Raw genomic sequence first — 24,978 nt, 5'->3', positions numbered from 1 at the left:
GGAGAACTACGTGACGAATAAGAAAGGCTCCTCCCAAGAGGAGATTCAGGAGGTCAGCGACAAGTCGCAGATGGACAAGGGCCTGGAGCCTGTCACCGCGGATGTCTCAGTTCCCACGCCGGCGCCCGCACCGATCCCCGGTGCCGATGCCAAGAAGCCGCCGGTCGATATCACCAAGCTGAAGGTCGAGAAGAGCTGCTCGCGCGGCTTGGCCGGCTGGTTGGCCAGCAATCGCATCTCGCTCGCCATCACCTCGTACCAGACCGGTCGCGTGTACCTGGTCGGCAGCGACAAGCAGGGACGCGTCTCGTTCTTCGAGCGCATTTTCGAACGTGCCATGGGCATCGTCGGCAACGCCCAGCGCATGTACCTGGGTGGCCTGTACCAGCTGTGGCGCTTCGAGAACGTGCTGCGGCCGAACGAGGTCATCCATGGCCAGTTCGACAAGTGCTACGTTCCGCGCAACGCGCAGACCATCGGCGACCTCGACATCCACGAACTCGGCATTTGCAAGAACGGCAAAGTCGTCTTCGTCAACACCAAGTACTCCTGCATCTCCGAACTGAGCCAGACGCACAGCTTCAAGGCGATCTGGAAGCCGGAGTTCATCAGCAAGCTGGCGCCCGAAGACCGCTGTCACCTCAATGGTCTCGCCATGGTCGACGGCATGCCGAAGTACGTTACCGCCGTGTGCAAGAGCGATGCCGTCGACGGCTGGCGCGACCGTCGCCAGGACGGTGGCGTGGTCATCGACATGGACACCAACGAGATCGTCTGCGAAGGCCTCTCGATGCCGCACTCGCCGCGTTGGGCGAACGGCAAGCTCTGGGTGTTGAACGCCGGCACCGGCGAGCTCGGCTGGGTGAACTTCGAGACCAAGAAGTTCGTGCCGCTGGCCTTCTTCCCGGGCTTCCTGCGTGGTTTGTCCATCGTCGGGAACATTGCCGCCGTCGGCCTGTCCAAGCCCCGCAACAAGCGTTTCGAGGGTCTGCAGCTCGATGAATCACTGACCAAGCGCGACGTGGAGCCGTGGTGCGGCGTTCAGATCGTGAACCTGAACAACGGCGACGTGTTGAACTGGATCCGTTTCGAGGGCGATATCACCGAAATTTTCGACATCAGCTTCCTGCCGCAGGTGCGCAACCCGATGATGGTCGGCTTGCGTACTCCGGAGATCAGGGATCTGATCACGTTTGAAACCGACATGAAGACGGAGACGGTAGCCTCATGATCAAGAACAAGAAGATGCAGATGGCCTGCGTTGCGGCGATGCTGATCGCCGGGTCGCAGATGGTCGCGGCGCAGAACAAGCCGGCTGCGGAGCCGGTCCGTCGTGCCGCTTCGCCGGAAGACATGTTCAACGCCTGGGACAAGGACAAGAACAAGTCGCTGTCGCTGGACGAGTTCAAGGCAGGTTGGGGCAACGTGATGCAGGCGAATGCAGTCGTGCGCCTGCAGGGCCAGTTCCGCGCCCACGACACGAACAAGAGCGGCTTCATCGAGGCCACCGAGTTCGCCAACCTTCCGATCATCAAGCAGGCGGGCAAGTCGGCACCGATGCTGTCGGCCTACGATGCCAACGCCGACCAGAAGCTCGATTTCAAGGAATACATCAGCCTGATCGAGACGATGATGAAGAACCGGCCGCAGGCGGCCAAGTAATCGCTAAGATCCGGCCGGCGATCGCATCGCCGGCCGGCAACCACGTTGGGGAGAGTGTTTGTGTCGTTTGAATTCACTGCGGTCTGGAAGAACATCACGCCCGAGCTCGAAGCCGAACTCGTGGATTTTTGGATTGACAACAAGGCCATCGCCGACAAGAAGCAGGCCGCTCTGCGCTCCAAGCAGGTCGTCTGCATCGTCCGGGAAGATGGCGGCAAGATCGTCGGCGTGAGCACCGCGCACCCGCGCGTGATCCCGCGTCTGCGCCAGCCCATGTTCTACTACCGCAACTTCATCGCGGCCGACTACCGCGGCAAGCAGCTGGCTGCTCCCTTCCTGGAGAAGTCCAAGATCGCGTTGCAGGAACACACCAAGTCGCTGCCCAAGCCGATCTGCCTGGGCATCCTGATCGAGCTCGAGAACAAGGGGCTGGCCGCACACCGCAACGAGGCCGTTTGGCCGGAAGCGGGCGGCACCACTTTCATCGGCTATTCGCCGAAGGGTCTGCACCTGCGCGTCAGTTATTTCGACGATGCCAAGCTCGGTGCGCCGATGCCGGTGCGCCGTCAGGCCGTGCGCGGCGGCGGACAGCAGCAGCGCGGCCCGGGCGGTCCCCAGGGCGGCCGAGGCAGGGGCCGTCAGCGCGCTTGATTGATATCCCGGCCCCGGACTTCCGGGGCCGGTCGTTTGAGCCGGCGTGTCGGCGGGGATAGACTGACCGAACGTCGAGGGGAGCAGGGGCCATGCCTATCGCGGTCGCGGAACTATCCAAACTTTTCCCGCTGGATGCCTTGCGTCCGGAGACGCGGGAGCAGTTGGCGCGGGAAGCCGCCGTTAGCGATTACCGCCGGGGCGAAGCGGTGTTCCGCGCGGGCGATATCGACGAGGAAACCGTTTACCTCATCGAAGGCGAACTGCGTTGCGAGTATCCGGATGGCCGCGTCGTCGCGCACGTCGCCGGTACCGGTCACGGCAGGTATTCGCTGAACGATGCCGTGCCGCGGCGCTTCACGGCGATCGTGGTGGGGCAGAAGGCCAAGGTGCTTCGCCTCGAGCGACGCTACGTCGAAAAGGTCATCACCTGGGACCAGCTCAGCCGCGATCCGAGCTATCGCTTCCGCGACAGCAGCGCTGGCGCCAACGCCTGGGTGTTCCGCCTGCTGCGCAGCCACGCCTTCATCAAGCTGCCGACCGGAAACCTGGAGAAGATGTTCCAGCGTTTCGTCGAGGTGCCGGTCAAGGCCAGCGAAGTGATCATGCGCGAGGGCGACGCGCCCGACAATTTCTACGTCATCCGCGAAGGCACGGCTGCCGTATCCAAGGTGCTTGACGGTGCGCCGCAAGTCGTCGCCTATCTGCGCGAGGGCGACATCTTCGGCGAGGATGCGTTGCTGGCCAATGCGCCGCGCAACGCGACCGTCCGCATGCTGCAGGGCGGCCAGCTGATGAAGTTGTCGAAGGAAGACTTCGAGGCCGTGCTCAAGCCGCCGCTGGTTTCGTGGGTGCTGCCGGCCGAGGCTTCGCGCCTGGTCAAGGAAGGAACGCGCCTCATCGACGTGCGCATGCCGGAAGAATTCGCCCAGCGGGCGATCCACGGCGCGGTGAACGTGCCGCTGTACCGCCTGCGCGAAGAAATGCCCAGCATGATCACGCCGGGCAGTCGCGTGCTCGTCTACTGCAATACCGGCGAACGTTCTGCCGCAGCGGCTTTCGTGCTCAACGGCCTGGGCTACACCGTGCACGCCCTGCACGGCGGCCTGAGCGCGATGCTGCGCCTGCAGGCCAGTGCGGACGCTTCCTCCGCCTGAGTTTCAGCCGCGCCCGTGCGATCAGCGATTCGCGCGTAGCGTTCCGTCGACGATGACCGTATCGGCTGGGCGCGCCGCGAACAGGCCGATGGTCACCACGCCCGGGATCTGGTTCAAGTCGCGCTCCAGCGCGACCGGATCGGCGATGCGCCAGTTGAATACGTCCAGGATCCAGTTGCCGTTGTCGGTGACGGTGCCTTCGCGCCAGACCGGTTGCCCGCCGCGCTCGGCGATCGCCCGACCCACCAGGCTGCGCGCCATCGGGATGACTTCGATAGGCAGCGGGAACTTACCCAGGACATCCACCTGCTTGCTCGCGTCGATGATGCATACGAACTGGCGGCTGGCTTCGGCGATGACTTTTTCCCGCGTCAGCGCGCCGCCGCCGCCCTTGATCAGGCGGTTGTGCGGGTCGCATTCGTCGGCGCCATCGACGTAAAGATCGAGCGGCCCGGTAGCGTTGAGGTCGAGTACCGGGATGCCGTGTTGCTTGAGCAGGCGCGTGCTCTGTTCCGAACTGGAAACGGCGCCTTCGATTTCGTGCTTGCGTCGCGCCAGAGCGTCGATGAAAAAGGCCACCGTCGAACCGGTGCCGACGCCGACGATCGTGCCGGGTTGCACGTACTCGGCGGCCTTCTCGCCGGACAGGCGCTTGCCATCTGCTTGCGACATGGGACTGCTTACTCCAGGGACAGGATCTGTTTCCACTGCGCCGCCGTCACCGGCAGCACGGACAGGCGGTTGCCCTTGCGCAGCAGGGCGAAGTCGCCGAGTTTGTCCGCGCGCGCCTTGATCTCGTCGAGCGTCACGACGCGGCCGAACTTGCGCTCGAAGGCGACGTCCACCAGCCACCAGCGCGGGTTGTCGCGCGGGCTGGCGGCATCGAAATAATCCGACTTGCGGTCGAACTGGGTAGGGTCGGGATAGGCCTCGCAGGCGACCTTCGCCAGGCCCGCTACGCCCGGTATCGCGGTGCTCGAGTGATAGAACAGGATGCCGTCGCCGACCTTCATGTCCTTCATCATGTAGTTGCGCGCCTGGTAGTTGCGCACGCCGCTCCAGGGTTCGCGGCCGACCTTGGCCAGCGAATCGATCGAGAACTCGTCGGGTTCGGTCTTCATCAACCAGTAGGCCATGGGTCCTCCGTGCAGGCGGATATTATCGCCCGCAAACGATCGCTTCGCGCTCGGTGAGCACGGCATCGAGCGCCACATCCCAGGGATCGGTCGCCAGCGCGTCGATCTCCTGGAAAGCGTAAGCGACGCCGATCAGGGCCGGCGGAGCCGCTGCGTTCTTGCGGAAGGCAAAACTGCGATCGTAGTAGCCGCCGCCCATGCCCAACCGGCTGCCGTCCCGGCGAAAACCGAGCAAGGGCAGCAACACGACGCTCATGTCGGCAGGTGCCAGCAGGGACGAGGCCTCGACGGCCGGCTCCGGAATGCCGTAACGATTGGCGAGCAAGGGGTCGCCGGCACGCCAGGGAGCGAAGGCCAGCCGACCATCGGGCTGCGTTACCGGAAGGCACCAGATCTGGGTCGGGCTCAGCCGCATCTGCAGGGCGTGCAGCGGAAGTTCGCCATGCATGGCCCAGTAGCCCGCGACATAGCCGGCTCGGTCGAACGTAGGGAGGGATTTCGCTTGCGTAACGATCGCCTCGGCGGCGGCCATTCTGGCAGTGGCCGGCAAAGCCTTGCGTTCGGCGCGTAGCCGCTGGCGGAGCGCGTGCTTGCCGTCGTCGCCGTCCCGCGTCATCGGAAATACACCCTCCGCCATGCCGATGCCAGCGAACGACCTTGATCCCTGGGATCAAGTGGGTACCCGTGCGATCGCTTCAGGCTTTCCGCAACAGGGCGGACATGCACACCGCGAGCGCCGCGGATTCCCGGGTCGTGTATATGGGACAAGGCGAATGTTGCGCGACTGTCGAACACGGCAGAGGATGCGAAGCCATTATAGCGCCGACGAATCCGGCAAAGGTGAACGATCAGCGGCTGACGAGCGTGTCGAACAATCCGTCGAGTTTGCGATTCATTTCGCCGAGCGTGCGGGCGATGGCCTGGTTGTCGGACCGGTCGCCATGTTGCGATTGCAGCAGCTCGTGCGCCATGTTCAGCGCCGCCAGCACCGCCACGCGCTCGAGCGCAGCCATCTTGTTGTTGCCGCGGATGTCGCGCATGCGCGAGTCGAGCAGTTGCGCGGCCGCCATCAGGCTGTCGCGTTCGCCCGGTTCGACGCCAACGGTGAATTCGCGGTCCAGGATTCGGACGTTGACCGGCTCGCTCACGCATTGCTCTCCAGCGACTTGAGGCGGTTGATCATCGCCTCGACGCGCGAGCGCGCCATCTCGTTCTTGCTCAGCAGCTGCGCGCGTTCCGTGCTCAGCTGTTCCTGGCTTTGGCGCAGGCTGCGGTTCTCGTCGGCCAGGCGCCGTACGAGCTCGAGCAGTTTGTCGATGCGGGCCGACAGCTGCTGCATCTGTTCAAGGGTGTTTCCGGCGTCCATGCGCGCACGGTAGCGAGGGCCGCCCCCGCCCGCAAGTGGCAGGGGCGAGGGCAGGGCGGCATCAGTAGGGTGCCGGGATCGCGGCGACGGCGCCGGGCTGCCAGCTACGGATGAAGGCCAGGCAGCGGTGCGCGTCGATCGGCTGGGACAGCCAATAGCCCTGGATTTCGTCGCAGCCTTGTTCGCGCAGGTAGGCCAGCTGCTGCTCATTCTCCACGCCCTCGGCGATCACGTTCAGGCCCAGCGAATGGCCCATGGTGATGACCGTCGCGGTGATGGCCTCGTCGTCCGGGTCGCGGGTCAGGTCGCCGATGAATTCCTTGTCGATCTTCAGGGTGTCGATGGGCAGGCGCTTGAGGTAAACCAGCGAGGAGTAGCCGGTGCCGAAATCGTCGATGGCGAGGCTCACCCCGATCTCGCGCAGGGCGTTCAGCGCCGCCGTCGTCTGCTCGGCGTTCTGCATGACCATGCTTTCGGTGACTTCCAGTTCGATGCGGTCCGCCGGCACGCCTGTCGCGGCGATGATCCGTCGCAGCAGCTCTGGCAGCTTGCCGCGCAGCAGTTGCAGCACCGAGACGTTCACCGCCATCGAAATATCGTGCAGGCCATGGCTGCGCCAGCGCTTGAGCGTCTGGCAGGCTTCCTCCAGCACCCAGTCGCCGATGCTGAGGATCAGACCGGATTCCTCCGCCAGCGGAATGAACACCGAGGGACTGATTTCGCCGAGCTCGGCGCTGTGCCAGCGCAGCAGGGTCTCGACACCGGTGATGCGGCCGTCGGCCAGGGCCATGCGCGGCTGGAACATCAGGCGGAACTCGCCGCGGTCCATCGCCTTGCGCAGCGACGACAACACGGTCGCGCGTTTGCGCGCCTCCGCATCCATCGCTTCGTTGTAGATCTGGTAGGTGTTGCGGCCTTCGGCTTTCGCCTGGTACATGGCCGTATCGGCGAACTTCAACAGATCGGTCGGGACCAGCGCATGGTCGGGGTAAAGGCTGATGCCGAGCGACGGCGTGATGATGACATCGTGCCGTTCGTCCACTTCGAGCGGCATCGAGAACGCCGTCAGGATCTCGCGCGCCATGCGCTCCACGGCCGGCAGGCTCTCGACGTCTTCCAGCACGACGGTGAATTCATCGCCGCCGAGACGCGCCACCGTGTCCGACGCGCTGACCGTCGCCTGCAGGCGCGTGGCGGCCGCCTTAAGCAGGCGATCGCCGGCGGCGTGACCAAGAGAATCGTTGATGTCCTTGAAGCGGTCGAGGTCCAGGAACAACACGGCGACCCGGGTTTCCTGCCGGCGCGCCCGCACGATGGCGCGGCCGAGGCGTTCGGAAAGCAGGGCGCGATTGGGCAGGCCGGTCAGCGTGTCGTAGTTGGCCAGGTAGCGCAGCTCCTGTTCGGCGCGCTTCTTGTCGGTGATGTCGTTGACCACGGCGACGAAATGACTGCGCTGTCCCTGCGCGTCGCGGACTTCGCTCATTTCGATCCAGCCGAGGAACTCCTCGCTGTCCTTGCGCTTCTGCCACATCTCGCCGGCCCAATGGCCGGTACGTTCGAGGATGTCGCGTACGCGCCGGTAGAAATCGCTGCTGTGCTGGGTCGAATCCAGCAGGCGGCTGTCCTGGCCGACGACCTCTTCTTCGCTGTAGCCGGTAATGCGCGAGAACGCCGGGTTGACCGAAATGAAGCGGAAGTCGAGGTCGATCACCGCCACGGCCTCGCTCATCGAACGCAGGACCTCCAGCGCGACGCGGCGCTCGCGTTCGGCACGACGGATGGCGGTGATGTCGCGTGCCGTACCGGCCATGCGCAGCGGGGCGCCGCTGGCGTCGCGTTCGACCACCTTGCCGCGCGAGCGTACCCAGACCCATTCGCCGCGCGCGTTGCGTATGCGGTGCTCGGATTCGTACATCTCGGTATGGCCGACGATGTGTTCCTGCAGCAGCTTCTGCACGCGCGGCAGGTCGTCGGGATGCACGGCGTTGGATCGCCATTCGTCCGTGCTCAGGGATTCCGTGGAGCCCTGCCCGAGCAACTGGTTCGAACCGAGGCGATGCAGGCTGTTGTCGCGGATATTCCAATCCCAGAACTCGTCGCCCGAGCCCCAGAGCGCGAGGTTCAGGCGGGCCTCGCGTTCGCGGATTTCGGCCGAGAGGGATTTTTCCTGTTGGCGCCGCTTGCGCACCACCTGCCAGAGCAGCCACAGCAGAACCGCTGCCAGCACCAGCAATGCGTACTGACCGGTCTGCGGCAGGAAGGAATTGACCGGGGCGGCCTGCGCCGGGCCGGCGAACGGCGTCAGCAGTCCGACGCCCACACCCAGGCAGCGCGGCAAAGACCTGGCCGTCTCCTTCCTAGCCTGCACTTATCCTGCCCCTGGATTTGCTGCGCCCGAGGGCAGTGTAGGTTCGGCCGTCCGCCCCGACAAGCCGAGCCGCAGCGTGGAAGGCGGTTCGGGCCGGTCGCCGCCTTCGCGGGCACCGCCCACGCGCCCTCTGTTCATGCTGCACGCTCGTCCACGCCCACGGAGATCGTCGCCGTGCGGGATAGCGAGACAGGTTCTAGAATGGCGCATGCCTGGCGCGATTCCATGACCGACCAAGATCTGCCCTCCCACGCCGAACTCGAAACCCATCTGCGGCAGGCGCGCCTGGGCCTGGCGGCCTCGGAACTGCACGGCGCCTTGTGCGGATACCTGTCCCGCGGCGGCGAACCCGAGCGGCGCCTCTGGCTGCAACGCGTCATGGCCGATCCTGAAGTGGGCGAGGTGGATCGCGACAGCCTCGTCGACCAGCTGTATCTGGCGACGACGCGTCAGCTGGAATCGCCGGATTTCGGTTTCGACCTGCTGCTGCCCGATGCCGACGAGCCCTTGGTGGCGCGCGCGGACGGCTTGCTGGACTGGTGCCGCGGTTTCCTGGGCGGCTTCGGACTGGCCGCCAGCGGGGAAGCGCCGCTGTCCGACGAATCGCGCGATGCGCTGGGCGACCTGTCGCGGATCGCGGCCAGCGAATTGAGCTACGACGATCCGGACGGAGACGAGGAGGCGCTGGAGGAAGTGGCCGAGTTCGTGCGCGTCGCGTCCTTGCTGTTGTACAGCGACTGCGTGCTTGGGCCGCGCCATCGCCGTTCCCTGAACTGACATCGCCACATGATCAAGACTTCCGAATTCGCGCGTCGCCGCAAGCAGCTCATGCGCATGGCCGACGACGACGCCATTCTCATCCTGCCGGCGGCGCCCGAACGCATTCGCAGCAAGGACACGCATTATCCCTACCGCCAGGACAGCGATTTCTGGTACCTGAGCGGATTCGCGGAACCCGATGCGGTGCTCGTGCTGGTACCGGGCCGCAAGCACGGCGAATGCCTGCTGTTCTGCCGCGAGCGCGATGCCGACAAGGAGGCCTGGGACGGCCCCCGCGCCGGTCCGGAGGGCGCGATCGACGCCTTCGGCATGGACGATGCGTATCCGATCTCGGACCTCGACGACATCCTGCCGGGCTTGCTGGAAGGGCGTTCGCGCGTCTACTACCACTTCGGTCGCGACACCGAGTTCGACCTGAAGCTCATCGGTTGGGTGAATCGTGTGCGCGCGCAGGCACGCCAAGGCGCGCAACCGCCGCACGAATTCCTCGAACTCGGCCATTTCCTGCACGAATTGCGACTGTTCAAGAGCGTGGGCGAGATCCGCCTGATGGAGCGCTCGGCCGACATCGCCTGTCGTGCGCAGGTCGCCGCCATGCGCGCCACCCGCGCCGGCGCTTTCGAATACGAAGTGGAAGCGGCGCTGCAGCAGGCTTACCGCGCCAACAATGCGGTCGCCGCGTACGAGCCCATCGTCGGCGGCGGGGCCAACGCCTGCGTCCTGCACTACCGCGCCAACAACGCGCGCCTGAACGAAGGCGACCTGCTGCTGGTCGACGCTGGCGCCGAATACGGCCTGTACGCATCGGATATCACACGCACCTGGCCCGTGAGCGGACGCTATTCGAAGGAGCAGCGCGCCTTGTACGAGATCGTGCTCGACGCGCAACGCGCCGCGCTGGCCGAGGCCAGGCCGGGGCGTCCCTGGATCGCCGGGCATGAAGCCGCCGTGCGCGTGCTGACGGAAGGCATGCTGTCGCTCGGCTTGTTGAAAGGCACGCTGAAGCAGAACCTGGCTTCGGGCGACTATCGCCGTTTCTACATGCACAAGACCGGTCACTGGCTGGGACTGGACGTGCACGACGTCGGCGAATACAAGCTCGCCGGCGATTTCCGCGAACTTGAGCCCGGCATGGCCTTCACGATCGAGCCCGGCCTCTATGTCGCTCCTGGCAGCAAGGGCGTGCCCGCCAAGTTCCAGGGTATCGGCATCCGCATCGAAGACGATGTACTGGTTACCAAGGAAGGCCATCGCGTGCTGACCGATGGCGTGCCGCGCGAGATCGACGCGGTCGAAGCGGTCATGGCCGGAAGCTAGAAACGAGTTGAGAGAAACGAGTTGAGAGAAAAAGAAAAGAGTGGAAGCCCGCTCTCACTCGTTTCTCATTCCTCTGCACTCGTTCCTCGCTCCTCTGCACTCGTTCCTCGCTTCTCCTACATGTCGTGCTTGTGCACGTCCAGGCCGCTGTCCTTGTAGTGTTTCCAGCGCTGGCGCAGGGGCTCGCGCGCCGACGGATCGGCCGGCACGACTTCCAGCACGCGTTCGAAACCGCCGGTCACCGGTTCGTTGCGCAGATTGAGGACCAGCGGGCGCATCGGTGCCTGGAATTCCGGCGGCACGATGAGCACCGGCGTGATGTCGTCGTCCTCGTCCGTGCCGGCGATCTGATGCGCGACGTAGGCGTCCTCGTCGAACTCCCAGAGCAGTTCGTCCAAAGCCTCGGCCTGCTGCATCGATGCGGCGAAGATCAGCATGGCTTGGCCGCTGTCGCTGGCCTTGCGCGCCAGCTCGCAAACCAGCAACAGCGGGCGTTCGAGAAAACGCGGCTTTGCTATCAGATAGAAGTCGGCGCGCGCCATCGTTCAGTCCAGCAACGCGCGCAGGTCGCTGGGCAGCGGCATCGGCTGGAATGCGCTGACGTTGGCGCCACCGGTGTTGCCCGGCGGCACCCAGATCCGCGAGAACAGCGACGCGGCCAGGGTGCGGCTGATCTGTCCGAAGACTTCGCGGTGGTCGCGGTGCCGCAATCCGTGCGCGAGCATGCTCAAATGCACGCGGACATGCCAGAAGGTGTGTCGCTGCGACAGAACGTGCGCACGCTCGAGGTGGCGAAACGCGCCATCGCGATCGGAATCGCGCAACGACCTTCCTCGCTCGAGCTCTGTCCTGATCGCCACCAGCAAAGCCGGCTTCATCGTGTCGTCACCGGCCTTCGCGGCGCGATCAGGCAACGCGATCCAGCAGCCACTGGCAGAGCAGGCCGACGGGGCGGCCGCTGGCCAGGCCCTTGCGGCCTTCATCGTTGGACACGCCGGCGATATCCAGGTGCGCCCAACGCTGGCCTTCGGTGAAGCGCGCGAGGAAGCAGCCGGCGGTGATCGCGCCTGCGCCCTTGCCGCCGATGTTGTAGACGTCGGCGAAGCTCGAATCGAGCTGCGTCTGGTATTCGTCCCAGAGGGGCAGGCGCCAGGCGCGATCGAAGACCTGCTCGCCAGCGCCAGCCAGCTCCTCGGCGAGGTCGTCGTGCTTGCTCATCAGGCCGGATGCGTACTTGCCGAGCGCGATCACGCAAGCGCCGGTCAGCGTGGCGACGTCGATGGTGGCCTGCGGTTCGAAGCGTTGCACATAGGTGAGGGCGTCGCACAGGATCAGGCGGCCTTCGGCGTCGGTATTGCCGACTTCGATGGTCTTGCCGCTCATCGAGGTGATGACGTCGCTCGGGCGATAAGCGTCGGCGTCGGGCATGTTTTCCACCGCCGGCACGATCGTCACGAGGTTCAGCGGCAACTGCATCTTCGCCGCCGCGAGGAAGGTGCCCAGCACCGAGGCGGCGCCGCACATGTCGAACTTCATTTCCTCGATGCCGCCCTGCACCTTCAGGTTGATGCCGCCGGTATCGAAGGTGATGCCCTTGCCCACCAGCGCGAAGGGCTTGGCATCGCCGGCGCCTGTGTAGCGCAGCACGATCAGGCGTGGCGGATTGGCCGAACCGCGAGCGACCGCCAGCAGCGAGCCCATGCCGAGCTTCTCCATGTCGGCGCGTTCGAGCACTTCGCAGACGACATTGGCGTGTTCGCCCGCGAGCTTTCGCGCCTGATCGGCGAGATAGCCCGGGTTGCAGATATTCGGCGGCAGGTTGCCGAGTTCGCGCGTGAAGGCGATGCCGGCGGCGATCGCCGAGCCCTGCGCGAGCGCCTTGCCGCGGGCGGCGTCACCGGAAACCTGGACGGATTCCAGCGTCACCTCCGCCTTCTTGCTGCGCGTGGCCGTGTATTCGTAGGCGGCGTGGTCGGCGGCGATCGCCGCCTGACGCACGTTCCAGTCGGCATCGCGCCCCTTCACCGGCAGTTCGGTCAGGGTCAGCAGCATGTTCTTCGTCGGGCCGGTGCGCAGTGCGCGCACCGCGTCGGCCACGGCCTTCAGGTACTGCGGTACGCCGAACTTGCCTGGGTCGCCCAGGCCAATGACCAGCACTCGCGGTGCCCTGATGCCCGACAGATCGGGCAGCAGCGCCGTGCGCCCGGTCTTACCGGACAGGTCTCCACGGGCGGCGAGGGCGGCGAGGCGGCCGCCGCTGGCGGCATCCAGGCGCTGGCCGGCGGGGCTGAGGCTGCGATCGGCGAACAGGCCGACGACGACGCAATCGGTCTCGGCGGAGGCGGGATCGGATTGCGTCAGCTGGAATTCGAGGGACATGGGGGGATTTCCGTACAATATCGGTCTAGGTCGGTGCGGCGGTCAGGCCGCTATGCCCTTCATTCTATCCTGAAGCCGACCCCCGCCCGCCCCGAGGCCCCGCAGACGAATGCTGCTGATCGAAAGACACCTGTTGCGCCAGTTCGCCGAGAGCGTCTTCGCCGTGACGGCGGTGCTGCTCCTGGTCAGCCTGGGCGGGTTGCTGACCGATCTGATCGCGGAGATTTCCCGCGGCAAGGTGCCGGCCTCGCTGTTGTTGTCCCTGCTGGGCTTGCGCTCCATCCGTTTCCTGACCTTGGTGCTGCCCCTGGCCCTGTTCGCGGGCCTGATGCTGGCGATCGCGCGGCTGTACGCTCACAGCGAAATGTCCGTGCTGGCCTCGATCGGGCTGGGCCCGCAGCGTCTGTGGCGGCCGGTGTTCTGGGTGGCGGTGCCGGTGGTCCTGCTGGTGGCGTTCGCTTCGCTTTGGCTGGGGCCGTGGTCGGCGAAGCAGGCCAAGGACATGATCGAGGTCGCCAACCGTTCCTTCCTCATCGCCGGGCTCGAGCCGGGGCGTTTCGTCGAGATGCCGGGTCGCAACGGCATTCTCTATGTGGGCGACCTGAGCACCGACGGCACGAAATTCCGGCACCTGTTCGTGCAGACCGAGCGCGACGGGCGGCTGGACATCGTCACGGCGCAGGAGGGCGACCTGCAACTGCAGGGCGAGACGCAGCGCCTGCTGCGGCTGAAGAACGGCTTCCGGGTCGAGGGCGCGACCGGCGCCAAGGATTTCCGGATGATGCATTTCGAGCGCAACGAGGTTCGCGTGCCCGATCGCGACCCGACCGTCAGCAACGACCTGACCGCCAAGGACACCCTGAGCCTGTTGCAGCAGAACGATTCCGGTTCGCGCTCCGAACTGCACTGGCGCCTGGCGATGCCGTTGTTCGCGGCGGTGCTGGCGATCTTCGCGTTGCCATTGGCGCGCAGCGAACCGCGGCAGCCGCAATACGGCCTCATCCTTTTCGCGCTGCTGGTCTATCTGCTGGGCATGCTTTCCCTGCTCGCCGGCACTTACCTGCTCGGTAGCGGACGATTGCCCGCGCCGCTCGGCCTGTGGTGGCTGCACCTGCCGATGCTGGCGTTGGCGCTGTGGATGTTCGTTCGCGACGGCCGCGTGGCATCGCCAGGGACCGCCTCGTGAAGCTGCCACCCCGCCTCGCCGGCGTTTACGTCGCCCGCACGGTGCTGATGTCCACGTTGCTGGTGGGCGCGGTACTCGCCGGTTTCCTGGTCGTGATCGCCTTCGCCGACGAAGTGGCCGACGTCGGCAAGCAGAGCTATTCGCTCGGTCACGCCGTGCTGTACACCCTGTTCACGATACCGCGTCGTTTGTACGACGTATTCCCCACCGTGGCGGTGATCGGCAGCTTGCTCGGGCTGGGAGGTATGGCCGCGCGCTCCGAGCTCACGGCCTTGCGCGCCGTGGGCCTGTCGAAACTGCAGATCGGGCTGGGTGCCTTGCTGCCCCTGTTCGGCCTGATGCTTCTGATGGCGTTGAACATGGAGACCCTGGCGCCGGCGGGCGAGCAGCGCGCGCAGGCCTTGGCCAATGCCAAGTCGAACCAGCTCAGCGTCGCGCGTTATTCCGGCCTGTGGGTTCGCGAAGGCGACCTGTTTTTCAATGCGCGCAGCGGTTCGCCGCGCAACGAAGGCAACGAGCATTGGATCCAGCTCGACGACGTTCGTCTCTACCAGTTCGACGGGCAGGGACGATTGCAATCGCTCGCGCATGCGCGCATCGCCGAACACCGCAGGGACGGCTGGACGTTGATCGATGGCGAGCGGGTGCACTTCCTGCCGCGGGCGGTCAAGGTAGACAAGATCGTGCGCGAGCATTGGGATAGCGAGATCGACGATCGCTCGCTGGAAGCGACGCTGTCGCGGCCGCGCGTGCTCAGCAGCAGCGAATTGAGCGACAACATCGACTACCTCAAGCGCAACCACCTCAACGCCTGGAAGTTCGAGAGCGCCTATTGGGGCCGCTGGTTCTATCCGCTGAAGGTGATCGTGCTGTGCCTGGCGACGCTGCCGTTCGCCTTCGGCTCGCTGCGTTCCGGCGGTTTCGGCAAGCGTTTGTTCCTCGGCATCCTGATCGGCATCGGCTACCTGTTGTCGGAACAACTCTTCGTCAATCTCGCCGACGTCTATCGTTTCGACGTGCGCTGGGCCTACCTGCTGTCGCCGGCCCTATTGCTATGGGTCTGTTGGGGCTGGCTGGCGAAACGGATCTGAAGATCGGTCAGGGCTTCGGCGGCGGATCGAGCCGCACCAGCACCGTGCCGGCGGCGAGGTCATGCAGGCCGCGTCGTTCGCCGTCCACCAGCGTCCACAGCAGGCACACGCCGGGCGTCAGGCAGGCGACGAAAAAACGCAACCACAGGGCGCGAAGGGTAGCGGGTCGGCCGTCGGCCGCCAGTACCTGCAATCGCCACGGGCGCATGCCCATCGTCTGGCCGCCGCGCCGCCAGGAAAAAACGAAGTAAGCGCCGACGATCAAGCAGAGGCAGATGAACTCCAGGCCGGCGAACAGCGGGTCGTTCTCGACGGTACGGCCGCCGTGCAACAGCAGGAAGATCCCGCTGGTGAGCATCAGCAAGGGGATCATCGGCAGGCTGTCGTAGGTGAGTGCGAGCAGGCGCCAGCCCAAGTGGGCGGGACGGGCGCTGCGTCGTGTCGCGGAATCCGTGGCCGTTTGCATGCGCATAGGATAGCCGTCGCCGACTCTCCTGCTAAGCTCGCCGCATGAGCGCGCGCACGCCGGCCGAACGTCGGATCCAGACATTGGCCTTGCCACCGGCGGCGGATGCGGACCTGCAGTGCATCGACCAGTTCCTGGAGCGTCTCTGGGCCGAATCCGGCCTGGCCCGCGCCACGCTGGACAGCTATCGCCGCGATCTCGAAGGTTTCGCGCGTTGGCTGGCGCCGCGAGGCGCTGGCATGCTCTCGGTTTCGCAGCAGGATGTTTTCGCCTATCTGGCCGACCGCGCGACGCAGCGCTACGCGGCGCGAAGCAATGCCCGGCTGTTGTCCGCATTGCGAGCGTTCTACGCGCAACAACTTCGACGCAAGACGATGGCGCAGGATCCCACGGCCTTGATCGAAGCGCCACGCCTGGGCCGCTCGCTTCCCAAGGCCTTGTCGGAAAGCGAGATCGACGCCTTGCTGCAGGCACCGGCCGTCGACACGCACCTGGGCTTGCGCGATCGCGCGGTGATCGAACTGATGTACGCCGCCGGCTTGCGCGTCAGCGAACTGGTGAACCTGCCCGCCGTCGCGGTGAACCTGCGCCAGGGCGTTCTGCGTGTGATGGGCAAGGGCAGCAAGGAGCGCTTGGTACCGATGGGCGAAGAGGCGCAGCACTGGCTGCAGCGTTACCTGGACGAGGCCCGGCCGGTGCTGGCCGGCAAGCGGGCCCTGGCGCCTTTGTTCATCACGGCCAAGGGCGAGGCCTTGACGCGACAACAGTGCTGGCAGTTGGTGAAGCGCCTAGCTGCCGCCGCCGGCATCGATCCGGCCCGCATCAGCCCGCACGGGCTGCGACACAGTTTCGCCACCCACCTGCTCAATCACGGGGCCGATCTGCGTGCGCTGCAGATGTTATTGGGCCACAGCTCGCTGTCGACGACGCAGATCTATACGCTGGTGGCGCGGGAAGGCCTCAAGCGCCTGCATCGCCAGCATCATCCCCGCGGCTAGGTGCCGGTCGCGATTCCGGTCTGTGCGACAATCTGAACTTTCCGCCCGCCCCCCGGTCGGATGACACGTCCCGTTGCAGGAAACCGCATGAACCGCAAGATCGCCGTCGCCCTGGGCCTGATTGCCGGCCTGACGATCATCGTCGCCGTGGCCCAGACACGCCCTGCCAACCCGTCTCCTGCCCCCACGGCCAGCGACGCGCTGGTGCGCAACGCATTGAGCAAGGCCATCCCGGGCATCAAGATCGACGGCATCAAGTCCTCGCCGATCGCCGGCTACCGCGAAGTGGCGGTGAACGGAAAGGTCATCTACGTCAGCGCCGACGGAAAGTACCTGATGCAGGGCCAGCTGGTGGAGCTCGCCACGCGCGACAATCTCACCGCGATCAGCGAAGGCGCCTTGCGCAAGGGCCTGCTCGACGCCGTCGGTAAGGACCGGCGCATCATCTTCTCGCCGCCGAATCCCAAGTACCGCGTGACGGTGTTCACCGACATCGACTGCGGCTACTGCCGCAAGTTGCATTCGCAGATCGCCGCCTACAACAAGGCCGGCATTTCGGTCGAATACCTGTTCTTCCCGCGCGCCGGCATCAATTCCGAGCCCTACAACCAGGCCGTCAGCGTCTGGTGCGCGGCCGACCAGCGCAAGGCGATGACCGACGCCAAGTCCGATCGTCCGGTTCCGAAGAAGACTTGCCCGAACCCGGTCGCGAAGGATTACGAGCTTGGGCGCCTGGTCGGCGTGGACGGAACCCCGGCCATCTATGCGCCGGACGGCACCCAGATCGGCGGCTACCTCAGCCCGCAGGAAATGGTGGATGTGCTGAGCCGCCAGGCGGCCCGGACCGCCGCCCGCTAGGCCTGCCGCGTCGCCAGCGGCCCGACCCGGACGACCGGGAGGGCCGTATCGTTTAAACTATCGCGCTCATTTCCCCCGGAAATCCGTGGACATGATCGTCCTTGAGGGCCTGCCGGCCCTGTCGCCGTTCAGGCGCGAACGCCTTCAGGCCCGACTGCGTCGCCTTGTTGCCGATATCGCCGTTACCGGCGCCTGGCACGTCTATTTCATCGAACCGGAGGCCGACGCCAAGCCCGATCTGGGAGCGATCGGCCGCATCCTGGAAGGCTGCGTGGCGGACGAGCCGCCCGTAACCGGCGCGCAATCGCGCTATGTCACGCCGCGACTGGGCACTTTGTCGCCCTGGGCGAGCAAGGCGACCGAAATCCTGCGCGGCGCCGGCCATCCGGTGAAGCGCGCCGAACGCGGCCTGCGAATCGACCTGTCGGGCCTGCCTTCCGATACCGACCCGCGCAGCGTCGCGCTGGCGCGCGCCTTGCACGATCCGATGACGCAGTCGCTGCTGGCGCGGCGCGAGGACGCCGCGGGTTTGTTCCGCAGCCTGCCTCCGGGCGCGCTGGAGCGCATCCCGTTGGCCGCGTTGCGCGAAGCCAATGCACGACTGGGCCTGGCCTTGAGCGTGGACGAGATCGAATACCTGGAAGCGCGCTACGCCGAACTCGGCCGCGACCCGAGTGACGCCGAGCTGATGATGTTCGCGCAGGCCAATTCGGAGCACTGCCGGCACAAGATCTTCAATGCCTCGTGGGCGATCGACGGCGAGGAACAGGACACGTCCCTGTTCCGGATGATCAAGCACACCCATGTGCAATCGCCGCAACTCACGTTGAGCGCATACAAGGACAATGCCGCGGTGGTGGAAGGCTTCAGCGGCCGCCGACTGCGTCCCGATCCCGACAGCGCCGAGTTCTCGTTCGCTGCGCCGCTCGACAGCGCTTTCTGCATCAAGGTCGAAACGCATAACCATCCGACCGCGATCTCGCCTTTCCCGGGCGCCAGTACCGGCGCCGGCGGAGAAATCCGCGACGAGGGCGCGACCGGCCGCGGCGGCAAACCGAAAGCGGGCCTGACCGGGTTTTCGGTATCGCACCTGCGCATCCCGACCTTGCCGCAGCCCTGGGAACAGGTTCGTCCGCTGAATCCGCGCATGGCGACGGCGTTCGAGATCATGCTCGACGGTCCGCTCGGCGGCGCTGCTTTCAACAACGAATTCGGGCGCCCGAACCTCACCGGCTATTTCCGCAGTTTCGAACTGCCGACCGATACGCCCGGCCTGGTGCGCGCTTACGACAAGCCCATCATGCTGGCGGGCGGCATCGGCGCGATCGATCGCGGGCTGGTGAAGAAATTGTCGTTGCGTCCGGGCGATGCGGTGATCGTGCTCGGCGGCCCGGCGATGCTGATCGGCCTCGGCGGCGGTGCCGCTTCGTCGGTGGGTTCCGGGCAAAGCTCCGAAGACCTGGACTTCGCTTCCGTGCAGCGCGACAACCCCGAGATGGAGCGGCGTTGCCAGGAGGTGATCGACCGCTGCATCGCCTTCGGCGACGCCAACCCGATCCGATTCATGCACGACGTCGGCGCTGGCGGTCTGTCCAACGCCATTCCCGAGCTGCTGCACGATTCCGACATGGGCGGCGTGATCGATCTGGCGAAAATCCCCAGCGACGATCCTTCGCTGTCGCCGATGCAGTTGTGGAGCAACGAATCGCAGGAACGCTACGTACTCGGCGTGGCTGCCGAGCATCTCGAGCGCTTCGCCAATATCTGCGCCCGCGAGCGCTGTCCCTTCGCCGCCGTCGGCGCCGCTACCGCCGAACAACGCCTCGTGTTGCAGATGCCGAACGGCGAGCGCGCGGTCGACATGCCGATGGACGTGCTGTTCGGCAAGCCGCCGAAAATGCATCGCGATACGCAGCGACCGGCGCAGGCGCGTTGGCCGCGACTGGACACGGAAGCCGTCGACCTGCGCGAGGCCGGCCTGCGCGTGCTCTCGCATCCGACCGTTGCATCGAAGAATTTCCTGGTCACCATCGGCGACCGCACCGTCGGCGGCCTATGCTCGCGCGACCAGATGGTCGGCCCCTGGCAGCTGCCGCTGGCCGACTGCGCGATCACGCTGACCGATTTCCTCGGCAATGCCGGCGAAGCCATGTCGGTCGGCGAACGCACGCCCTTGGCCCTGATCGATGCCGCCGCCTCGGCGCGCATGGCCGTCGGCGAAGCGATCACGAACCTGGCGGCGGCCCCCGTGGCGTCGCTGTCCGAGGTGAAGCTTTCGGCGAACTGGATGGCGGCGGCATCGCACAACGGCGAAGACGCGCTGCTGTTCGACGCGGTGAAGGCCGTGGGCCTGGAGCTTTGCCCCGAACTCGATATCAGCATTCCGGTCGGCAAGGATTCGTTGTCCATGCAGGCGCAATGGCAGGCCGACGGCAGCCTGCAGAAGGCCGTGGCGCCGGTGTCGCTGATCGTCAGCGCCTTTGCGCGCGTAGCCGATGCACGTGCGCAACTGGTGCCGGTGCTCGATCGCGAGGTCGACTCCGAGTTGTGGCTGATCGGCCTCGGCGCCGGCAAGCAGCGCCTCGGCGGCAGTGTGCTGGCGCAGTGCTACGGCCAGTTCGGCGGTGCCTGCCCCGATGTGGACGACGCCGCTGCCTTGAAGTCGTTCTTCGACCTGATCCAGGCCGCGCGTGCCGACGGCCTGTTGCTGGCCTATCACGACCGTTCCGACGGCGGCGCGTTCGCTGCCTTGTGCGAAATGGCCTTCGCTTCGCATCTCGGCCTCGAACTCACGCTCGATGGATGGGGCGACGACGCCTTCAAGACCTTGTTCAACGAGGAGTTGGGGGCGGTCGTGCAGATCGCCGGCGAGGATCGCGCGGCCTTCGCCGACCTCGTGCATCGCCATGATCTGACTCATTGCGCGCAACGCGTGGGCAAGCCGACGCGCGCGCCGGTCGTGCGCGTCGAGCAGGACGACGAAACGTCGGCCGAATGGTCCTGGCAGGAATTGTTCGATGCCTGGTGGTCGGTCACGCATGCAATGCAACGCCTGCGCGACAACCCCGACTGTGCCGACGAGGAGCGCGAGGTCCGGCGCGAATTCGACGAGCCGGGCCTGGGACCGGTGCTGCGTTTCGATCCCGACGAGGATGTCGCCGCGCCCTACGTGAACGCCGGCAAGAAGCCGCGCGTGGCGATCCTGCGCGAGCAGGGCGTCAACAGCCAGTACGAAATGGCCGCTGCCTTCACCAAGGCGGGTTTCCTCGCCGTCGATGTGCATATGTCCGACCTTATCTCCGGGCGAACCTCGCTGGCGCAGTTCAAGGGTTTCGCGGCCTGCGGCGGCTTCAGCTATGGCGACGTGCTTGGCGCGGGTCGCGGATGGGCGACCTCGATCCTCGAGCGCCCGGAACTGCGCGAACAGTTCGCCGCGTTTTTCGCACGCTCCGATAGTTTCAGCCTCGGCGTCTGCAACGGCTGCCAGATGATCGCGCAGCTGAAGGCGTTGATTCCCGGTGCCGAACACTGGCCGCGTTTCCTGCGCAATCGCAGCGAGCAGTTCGAGGCGCGCCTGTCCCTGGTGGAGGTGCTCGAATCGCCGTCGCTGTTCCTGCGCGGCATGGCCGGTTCGCGACTACCGATCGCCGTGTCGCATGGCGAAGGACGCGCGCAGTTCGACGCGCCCGAGCACATCGCGCTGGCCAAGGTCGCGCTGCGTTTCGTCGATGGGCATGGGCAGGTCGCCGGCCGCTATCCGATCAATCCGAACGGATCGCCCGATGGCATCACCGGCCTGACTTCCGCTGACGGCCGCAGCACCTTGCTGATGCCGCACCCCGAGCGCGTTCATCGCAGCCTGCAGATGAGCTGGCATCCGGCGGGCTGGGGCGAGGCCTCGCCCTGGTTGCGCCTGTTCCGCAACGCGCGCGCCTGGGTGGATTGAGCCCGAGGGCAGGGTGCCGGCGGCCGCATCGCCGCGCACTTTCCCCAGCTTGTTCAGGGCAGAGAACTGCTAAAGTTCGCGGGTTAATGCAGGATCGACCGCCCTTGAACGCCGCCCTGAACCAGAACCCTGCCGACTCCGCCGATTCGCGCATCGCCCAACTTCTGCTGACCCGGGGGCGCCTGAAAGAGGGCGATCTGGCGCGCGCCCAGCGCTTGCAGGGCGAGGCCGGTGGATCGCTGGGCACGCTGCTGGCGCGACTGGGCATGGTGTCGGAGCGCGACATGGCCGAGGCCGCCAGCGAGGTGCTGGGCCTGCCCCTGGTCGCGGCCCGCGATTGCCCGGATGGGCCGCCCGACAACGTCAACGTGTCCCTGCGCTTCCTCAAGCAGCAGTCCGTCTGCCCGATCGGCGAGGACGAGCATGGCGTCGACCTGCTGGTCGCCGACCCGCAGGATGCTTACGGGGCCCAGGCCGTCGGCCTGGCCAGCGGCCGGATGGTGCGGGTGAAGGTGGGCCTGCGTTCCGAGATCGCCGACCTCATCGAGCGCTATTACGGCCAGGGCCGCAGCGCGATGGGCACCATCGTCGAGAACATCGGCGACGACAGCGCCGGCGACGAGGACGATGTCGAACATCTGCGCGATCTGGCGTCGGAAGCGCCGGTCATCCGGTTGGTGAATCTCATCATCCAGCGCGCGGTGGAGCTGCGCGCTTCCGACATCCATGTCGAACCCTTCGAAACGCGCCTCAAGGTGCGTTACCGCGTCGACGGCGTGCTGATCGACGCCGAATCGCCGCCGGCCAACCTGACCGCCGCGGTCATCTCGCGCGTGAAGATCATGGCCAAGCTCAACATCGCCGAGCGTCGCCTGCCGCAGGACGGCCGCATCATGGTGCGCGTGCAGGGCAAGGAGCTCGATCTGCGCGTGAGCAGCGTCCCGACCGCGCATGGCGAATCGGTGGTGATGCGACTGCTCGACCGCGAGTCGGTCGCGCTCGATTTCCCGGCGCTCGGCTTCACCGACGAATTCCTCAGCGGTTTCGTCCGCGTGCTGGAACAACCCCACGGCATCCTGCTCGTCACCGGCCCGACCGGTTCGGGCAAGACGACGACGCTGTACGCGGCGCTGAGCAAGCTCAATACGCCCGACGTGAAGATCATCACGGTCGAGGACCCGGTCGAATACCAGATCGAGGGCATCAACCAGATCCAAGTGAAGCCCGCCATCGGCCTGGATTTCGCCCACGCGCTGCGCGCGATCGTGCGCCAGGACCCGGACATCATCATGATCGGCGAAATGCGCGACCTGGAAACTTCGCGCATCGCCATCCAGTCGGCGCTGACCGGCCACCTGGTACTCAGCACGCTGCACACCAACAATGCCGCCGGCGGCATCACCCGCCTGCTCGACATGGGCGTGGAAGATTACCTGTTGACATCGACCGTCAACGGCATCCTCGCGCAGCGCCTGGTGCGCCGCATCGAGCCGACGCATGCCGAGCGCTACGAGGCGCCGCCGGAAGTGATCGAGGAATTCGGCCTGCGGCGTTTCCAGCCGACCGGAACGATCCATCTCTATCGCCCGAAATCCTCGCCCTTGTCGCCGACCGGTTATCTCGGCCGCAGCACGATCATGGAATTCCTGGTGATGAACGACGAGCTGCGTCGCCTGGTGATGCAGCACGCGGGCATGGGCGAGCTCGAAGAAGCCGCGCGCGCGGCCGGCATGCGCACCATGTACGAGGACGGCCTGGTCAAGGCGATGCAAGGCATCACCACGATCGAGGAAGTCCTGCGCGTGACGCAGGAAGGCTAGTGTGCGAAAGATTGGGCATCCTGCCGCAACTTTCGCGTGTTGGGCAAAAGGCGTGACTTTTGCCCAACACCGCAAGCAACGCATGCGCGTTGCCTGCGTCGGCACATCCATGTGCCGAGCTACTGCTCGTGATGGGGCCGTGAGCTGATGCCCTTGTTCCGCTACAAGGCGCTCTCCGCCAGCGGCGAATCGCTCGCGGGCCAGATGGAAGCGGGCACGGCCGACGAAGTCATCGTGCGCCTGCAGGAGCAGGGCCACCTGCCGGTCGAGGCGCGACGCGCCGACGAAGGCGGCGAAGGCTTCAGCTTTTCCAGCCTGACTGAGCGGCGCGAACTCAGCGCCGACCAGATATTGCAGTTCACCCAGCAACTCGCCACGCTGCTCGGCGCCGGACAGCCATTAGATCGCGCGCTCGGCATCCTGCTCGAATTGCCGGAAAGCGGCGGCGCACGCAAGGTTATCGAACGCATCCGCGATTCCGTGCGTGGCGGCGCGCCGCTGTCCACGGCGCTCGAACAACAGCACGGCCTGTTTTCGCGCCTGTACGTGAACCTGGTGCGCGCCGGCGAATCCGGCGGTGGCCTGCACGTGGCGTTGCAAAGGCTGGCCGACTATCTCGAGCGCAACCGCGAACTGCGTGGCCGCGTGATCAACGCGATGATCTATCCGGCCATCCTGCTCCTGCTGGTCGTCGGTTCGGTGATCTTCCTGCTGCTGGTGGTGGTGCCGCAGTTCGAGGCGATGTTCGCCAGCATGAATGTCGAACTGGCCTGGTACACCGCCGCGATCGTTTGGCTCAGCAAGACCTTGCGCGCGGGTTGGTGGCTGGGCCTCATCCTGATCGCCGCGGCTTTCTTCGGCCTGAACCGGCTCTGGGCCGACCCGGCCTGGCGCCTGCGTATCGACGCGGCCCTGCTGCGCAATCGCTGGGTCGGTTCCTTGATCGGGCGTCTCGATACGGCGCGCCTGGCGCGCACGCTGGGTACGCTGGTCGGCAACGGCGTGCCCTTGCTGAACGCGCTGAACCTGGGCCGCAACGTGCTGTCCAACCGGGTGTTGGGCGAGGCGCTGGAAGCGGCTTCGGCGGAAGTGAAATCGGGGGCCGGGCTCGGCTATGCGCTCGGTCGGCAAAAGGTCTTCCCGCGACTGGCCGTGCAGATGGTGCAGGTCGGCGAGGAGTCGGGAGAGCTCGACACGATGCTGATGAAGGTCGCCGATACGTTCGACATCGAAACCCGCAACGCGCTCGACCGCCTGATCGCATTGCTGCTGCCCACGATCACCGTGCTGATGACCGTGCTGATCGGCGCCATCGTCCTTTCCATGCTCTTGCCCATCTACGACCTGACAGGAAGCCTCGGCTGATGAACACCTTCCGTTACGCCCCCCACCGCCGCGCGCAGGCCGGGTTCACCCTGCTCGAAATCGTCATCGTCATCGGCCTGATCGGCCTGATCCTGGCGTTCGTCGCCAGCCGCATCATGGGTAGCCAGAAGCAGGCGGAGTACAGGCTCGCCAAGGCACAGATGCAGACCATCGCCGGCAAGGTCGAACAGTTCCGTTCCGATGTCGGACGTTGGCCGGCTTCGCTGGACGAACTGGTCAGCGCGCCAAGCAATGGCGCCGGCTGGCTCGGTCCGTACTCGAGAGCGGAAGAGCTCAACGATCCCTGGCACCGCAAGATCGAGCTGCGCCAGCCCGGCGAGAACGGCCAGGAGTTCCAGCTGATCAGCCTCGGCGCCGACGGCAAGCAGGGCGGCGAAGGCGTCGACGCGGACCTGGTCGTTCCCTGAAACC

Annotated in this window: 24 protein-coding genes and 1 other RNA gene; 14 read left to right on the top strand and 11 right to left on the bottom strand. The window is 65.9% G+C overall.

The features are described 5' to 3' along the window. The first annotated feature begins 10 nt into the window (after positions 1-10). The 4 genes from QM707_RS08855 to QM707_RS08840 all read left to right on the top strand — a co-directional run bounded on the left by QM707_RS08855 (position 11) and on the right by QM707_RS08840 (position 3,470). Entirely contained in the window at positions 11-1,231 is a 1,221-nt protein-coding gene (locus QM707_RS08855; RefSeq protein ID WP_415001485.1) for a TIGR03032 family protein, read from the top strand. Next, positions 1,228-1,662: an EF-hand domain-containing protein gene (locus QM707_RS08850; protein WP_415001484.1), complete on the top strand. Its 435-nt coding sequence runs from the start codon at positions 1,228-1,230 to the stop codon at positions 1,660-1,662. Before QM707_RS08855 ends, QM707_RS08850 begins: the two co-directional genes overlap by 4 nt. Before the next feature lie 60 nt (positions 1,663-1,722). Continuing rightward, positions 1,723-2,313 carry a hypothetical protein gene (locus tag QM707_RS08845; RefSeq protein WP_415001483.1) on the top strand — a complete coding sequence of 197 codons (591 nt, stop codon included), beginning with the start codon at positions 1,723-1,725 and terminating at the stop codon, positions 2,311-2,313. A 92-nt stretch (positions 2,314-2,405) separates the two neighbouring features. After that, a complete protein-coding gene (locus tag QM707_RS08840) occupies positions 2,406-3,470 on the top strand; it encodes a cyclic nucleotide-binding domain-containing protein (protein WP_415001482.1) in 1,065 nt (354 codons plus the stop codon). Between the two features lie 21 nt (positions 3,471-3,491). Here QM707_RS08840 and rpiA read toward each other — a convergent pair whose 3' ends face one another. The 7 genes from rpiA to QM707_RS08805 form a co-directional block, all read right to left on the bottom strand. Then, positions 3,492-4,142 (bottom strand): ribose-5-phosphate isomerase RpiA, encoded by a 651-nt coding sequence (gene rpiA / locus QM707_RS08835; protein ID WP_415001481.1) that lies wholly within the window; start codon positions 4,140-4,142, stop codon positions 3,492-3,494. 8 nt (positions 4,143-4,150) lie between these two features. Beyond that, positions 4,151-4,606, bottom strand: a complete 456-nt coding sequence (locus tag QM707_RS08830) for an EVE domain-containing protein (protein ID WP_415001480.1) — start codon at positions 4,604-4,606, stop codon at positions 4,151-4,153. Between the two features lie 22 nt (positions 4,607-4,628). Continuing rightward, a complete protein-coding gene (locus tag QM707_RS08825) occupies positions 4,629-5,222 on the bottom strand; it encodes a 5-formyltetrahydrofolate cyclo-ligase (RefSeq protein ID WP_415001479.1) in 594 nt (197 codons plus the stop codon). Between the two features lie 7 nt (positions 5,223-5,229). Next, a non-coding RNA gene (gene ssrS / locus QM707_RS08820) (6S RNA) lies at positions 5,230-5,412 on the bottom strand. Between the two features lie 42 nt (positions 5,413-5,454). After that, positions 5,455-5,754 carry a cell division protein ZapA gene (locus QM707_RS08815; protein WP_415001478.1) on the bottom strand — a complete coding sequence of 100 codons (300 nt, stop codon included), beginning with the start codon at positions 5,752-5,754 and terminating at the stop codon, positions 5,455-5,457. After that, positions 5,751-5,972 carry a TIGR02449 family protein gene (locus tag QM707_RS08810; RefSeq protein WP_415001477.1) on the bottom strand — a complete coding sequence of 74 codons (222 nt, stop codon included), beginning with the start codon at positions 5,970-5,972 and terminating at the stop codon, positions 5,751-5,753. Before QM707_RS08810 ends, QM707_RS08815 begins: the two co-directional genes overlap by 4 nt. Before the next feature lie 61 nt (positions 5,973-6,033). Continuing rightward, entirely contained in the window at positions 6,034-8,310 is a 2,277-nt protein-coding gene (locus tag QM707_RS08805) for an EAL domain-containing protein (RefSeq protein WP_415001476.1), read from the bottom strand. 255 nt (positions 8,311-8,565) lie between these two features. Between QM707_RS08805 and QM707_RS08800 the strand changes: the two genes are divergently transcribed. Together QM707_RS08800 and QM707_RS08795 are read left to right on the top strand one after the other, a co-directional pair. Further along, complete coding sequence (locus QM707_RS08800) at positions 8,566-9,117, top strand: UPF0149 family protein (RefSeq protein ID WP_415001475.1); 552 nt, start codon at positions 8,566-8,568, stop codon at positions 9,115-9,117. Positions 9,118-9,126: 9 nt separating this feature from the next. Continuing rightward, positions 9,127-10,437, top strand: coding sequence for an aminopeptidase P N-terminal domain-containing protein (locus tag QM707_RS08795; protein WP_415001474.1), 1,311 nt, complete (start codon positions 9,127-9,129; stop codon positions 10,435-10,437). Positions 10,438-10,553: 116 nt separating this feature from the next. On the opposite strand, the gene QM707_RS08790 is transcribed toward QM707_RS08795, so the two are convergent. From QM707_RS08790 to QM707_RS08780, 3 genes are read right to left on the bottom strand one after another with little or no spacing between them, the layout of a single operon-like run. After that, positions 10,554-10,979, bottom strand: a complete 426-nt coding sequence (locus QM707_RS08790; protein ID WP_415001473.1) for a DNA polymerase III subunit chi — start codon at positions 10,977-10,979, stop codon at positions 10,554-10,556. A gap of 3 nt (positions 10,980-10,982) precedes the next feature. Next, complete coding sequence (locus QM707_RS08785; RefSeq protein ID WP_415001472.1) at positions 10,983-11,315, bottom strand: DUF3703 domain-containing protein; 333 nt, start codon at positions 11,313-11,315, stop codon at positions 10,983-10,985. A 28-nt stretch (positions 11,316-11,343) separates the two neighbouring features. Continuing rightward, the gene (locus QM707_RS08780) at positions 11,344-12,816 is read right to left on the bottom strand and encodes a leucyl aminopeptidase (protein ID WP_415001471.1); all 1,473 of its coding nucleotides are present in this window, start codon (positions 12,814-12,816) and stop codon (positions 11,344-11,346) included. 109 nt (positions 12,817-12,925) lie between these two features. Here QM707_RS08780 and lptF point away from each other — a divergent pair, with 109 nt between their 5' ends. After that, entirely contained in the window at positions 12,926-14,002 is a 1,077-nt protein-coding gene (gene lptF / locus QM707_RS08775; protein ID WP_415001470.1) for an LPS export ABC transporter permease LptF, read from the top strand. Then, positions 13,999-15,093, top strand: a complete 1,095-nt coding sequence (lptG, locus tag QM707_RS08770; RefSeq protein ID WP_415001469.1) for an LPS export ABC transporter permease LptG — start codon at positions 13,999-14,001, stop codon at positions 15,091-15,093. The genes lptF and lptG overlap by 4 nt, the downstream gene beginning before the upstream one ends. A gap of 7 nt (positions 15,094-15,100) precedes the next feature. Here lptG and QM707_RS08765 read toward each other — a convergent pair whose 3' ends face one another. Continuing rightward, the gene (locus QM707_RS08765) at positions 15,101-15,559 is read right to left on the bottom strand and encodes an RDD family protein (RefSeq protein ID WP_415001468.1); all 459 of its coding nucleotides are present in this window, start codon (positions 15,557-15,559) and stop codon (positions 15,101-15,103) included. Between the two features lie 44 nt (positions 15,560-15,603). Between QM707_RS08765 and xerD the strand changes: the two genes are divergently transcribed. The 6 genes from xerD to gspG all read left to right on the top strand — a co-directional run bounded on the left by xerD (position 15,604) and on the right by gspG (position 24,974). Next, a complete protein-coding gene (gene xerD / locus QM707_RS08760; protein ID WP_415001467.1) occupies positions 15,604-16,557 on the top strand; it encodes a site-specific tyrosine recombinase XerD in 954 nt (317 codons plus the stop codon). A gap of 87 nt (positions 16,558-16,644) precedes the next feature. Further along, positions 16,645-17,415 (top strand): disulfide isomerase DsbC N-terminal domain-containing protein, encoded by a 771-nt coding sequence (locus QM707_RS08755; RefSeq protein WP_415001466.1) that lies wholly within the window; start codon positions 16,645-16,647, stop codon positions 17,413-17,415. Between the two features lie 91 nt (positions 17,416-17,506). Further along, positions 17,507-21,361 (top strand): phosphoribosylformylglycinamidine synthase, encoded by a 3,855-nt coding sequence (gene purL / locus QM707_RS08750; protein ID WP_415001465.1) that lies wholly within the window; start codon positions 17,507-17,509, stop codon positions 21,359-21,361. A 104-nt stretch (positions 21,362-21,465) separates the two neighbouring features. Beyond that, positions 21,466-23,181 (top strand): type II secretion system ATPase GspE, encoded by a 1,716-nt coding sequence (gspE, locus tag QM707_RS08745; protein WP_415001464.1) that lies wholly within the window; start codon positions 21,466-21,468, stop codon positions 23,179-23,181. 147 nt (positions 23,182-23,328) lie between these two features. Then, a complete protein-coding gene (locus QM707_RS08740; RefSeq protein WP_415001463.1) occupies positions 23,329-24,546 on the top strand; it encodes a type II secretion system F family protein in 1,218 nt (405 codons plus the stop codon). Next, a complete protein-coding gene (gene gspG / locus QM707_RS08735) occupies positions 24,546-24,974 on the top strand; it encodes a type II secretion system major pseudopilin GspG (protein WP_415001462.1) in 429 nt (142 codons plus the stop codon). The genes QM707_RS08740 and gspG overlap by 1 nt, the downstream gene beginning before the upstream one ends. Positions 24,975-24,978 lie beyond the last annotated feature (4 nt).

This window comes from Arenimonas sp., assembly GCF_047602345.1.
GTDB lineage: Bacteria > Pseudomonadota > Gammaproteobacteria > Xanthomonadales > Xanthomonadaceae > Arenimonas.
Note: the sequence above shows the minus strand (reverse complement) of the source record. Positions and strands in the feature narration are given on the sequence as shown.

Coding starts and splice junctions, on each gene's coding strand:
- QM707_RS08850 (WP_415001484.1), top strand. CDS start 1,228: ATGATCAAGAACAAGAAGATGCAGATGGCCTGCGTTGCGGCGATGCTG.
- QM707_RS08840 (WP_415001482.1), top strand. CDS start 2,406: ATGCCTATCGCGGTCGCGGAACTATCCAAACTTTTCCCGCTGGATGCC.
- rpiA (WP_415001481.1), bottom strand. CDS start 4,142: ATGTCGCAAGCAGATGGCAAGCGCCTGTCCGGCGAGAAGGCCGCCGAG.
- QM707_RS08830 (WP_415001480.1), bottom strand. CDS start 4,606: ATGGCCTACTGGTTGATGAAGACCGAACCCGACGAGTTCTCGATCGAT.
- QM707_RS08825 (WP_415001479.1), bottom strand. CDS start 5,222: ATGACGCGGGACGGCGACGACGGCAAGCACGCGCTCCGCCAGCGGCTA.
- QM707_RS08810 (WP_415001477.1), bottom strand. CDS start 5,972: ATGGACGCCGGAAACACCCTTGAACAGATGCAGCAGCTGTCGGCCCGC.
- QM707_RS08800 (WP_415001475.1), top strand. CDS start 8,566: ATGACCGACCAAGATCTGCCCTCCCACGCCGAACTCGAAACCCATCTG.
- QM707_RS08795 (WP_415001474.1), top strand. CDS start 9,127: ATGATCAAGACTTCCGAATTCGCGCGTCGCCGCAAGCAGCTCATGCGC.
- QM707_RS08790 (WP_415001473.1), bottom strand. CDS start 10,979: ATGGCGCGCGCCGACTTCTATCTGATAGCAAAGCCGCGTTTTCTCGAA.
- QM707_RS08785 (WP_415001472.1), bottom strand. CDS start 11,315: ATGAAGCCGGCTTTGCTGGTGGCGATCAGGACAGAGCTCGAGCGAGGA.
- QM707_RS08780 (WP_415001471.1), bottom strand. CDS start 12,816: ATGTCCCTCGAATTCCAGCTGACGCAATCCGATCCCGCCTCCGCCGAG.
- lptF (WP_415001470.1), top strand. CDS start 12,926: ATGCTGCTGATCGAAAGACACCTGTTGCGCCAGTTCGCCGAGAGCGTC.
- QM707_RS08765 (WP_415001468.1), bottom strand. CDS start 15,559: ATGCAAACGGCCACGGATTCCGCGACACGACGCAGCGCCCGTCCCGCC.
- xerD (WP_415001467.1), top strand. CDS start 15,604: ATGAGCGCGCGCACGCCGGCCGAACGTCGGATCCAGACATTGGCCTTG.
- QM707_RS08755 (WP_415001466.1), top strand. CDS start 16,645: ATGAACCGCAAGATCGCCGTCGCCCTGGGCCTGATTGCCGGCCTGACG.
- purL (WP_415001465.1), top strand. CDS start 17,507: ATGATCGTCCTTGAGGGCCTGCCGGCCCTGTCGCCGTTCAGGCGCGAA.
- QM707_RS08740 (WP_415001463.1), top strand. CDS start 23,329: ATGCCCTTGTTCCGCTACAAGGCGCTCTCCGCCAGCGGCGAATCGCTC.
- gspG (WP_415001462.1), top strand. CDS start 24,546: ATGAACACCTTCCGTTACGCCCCCCACCGCCGCGCGCAGGCCGGGTTC.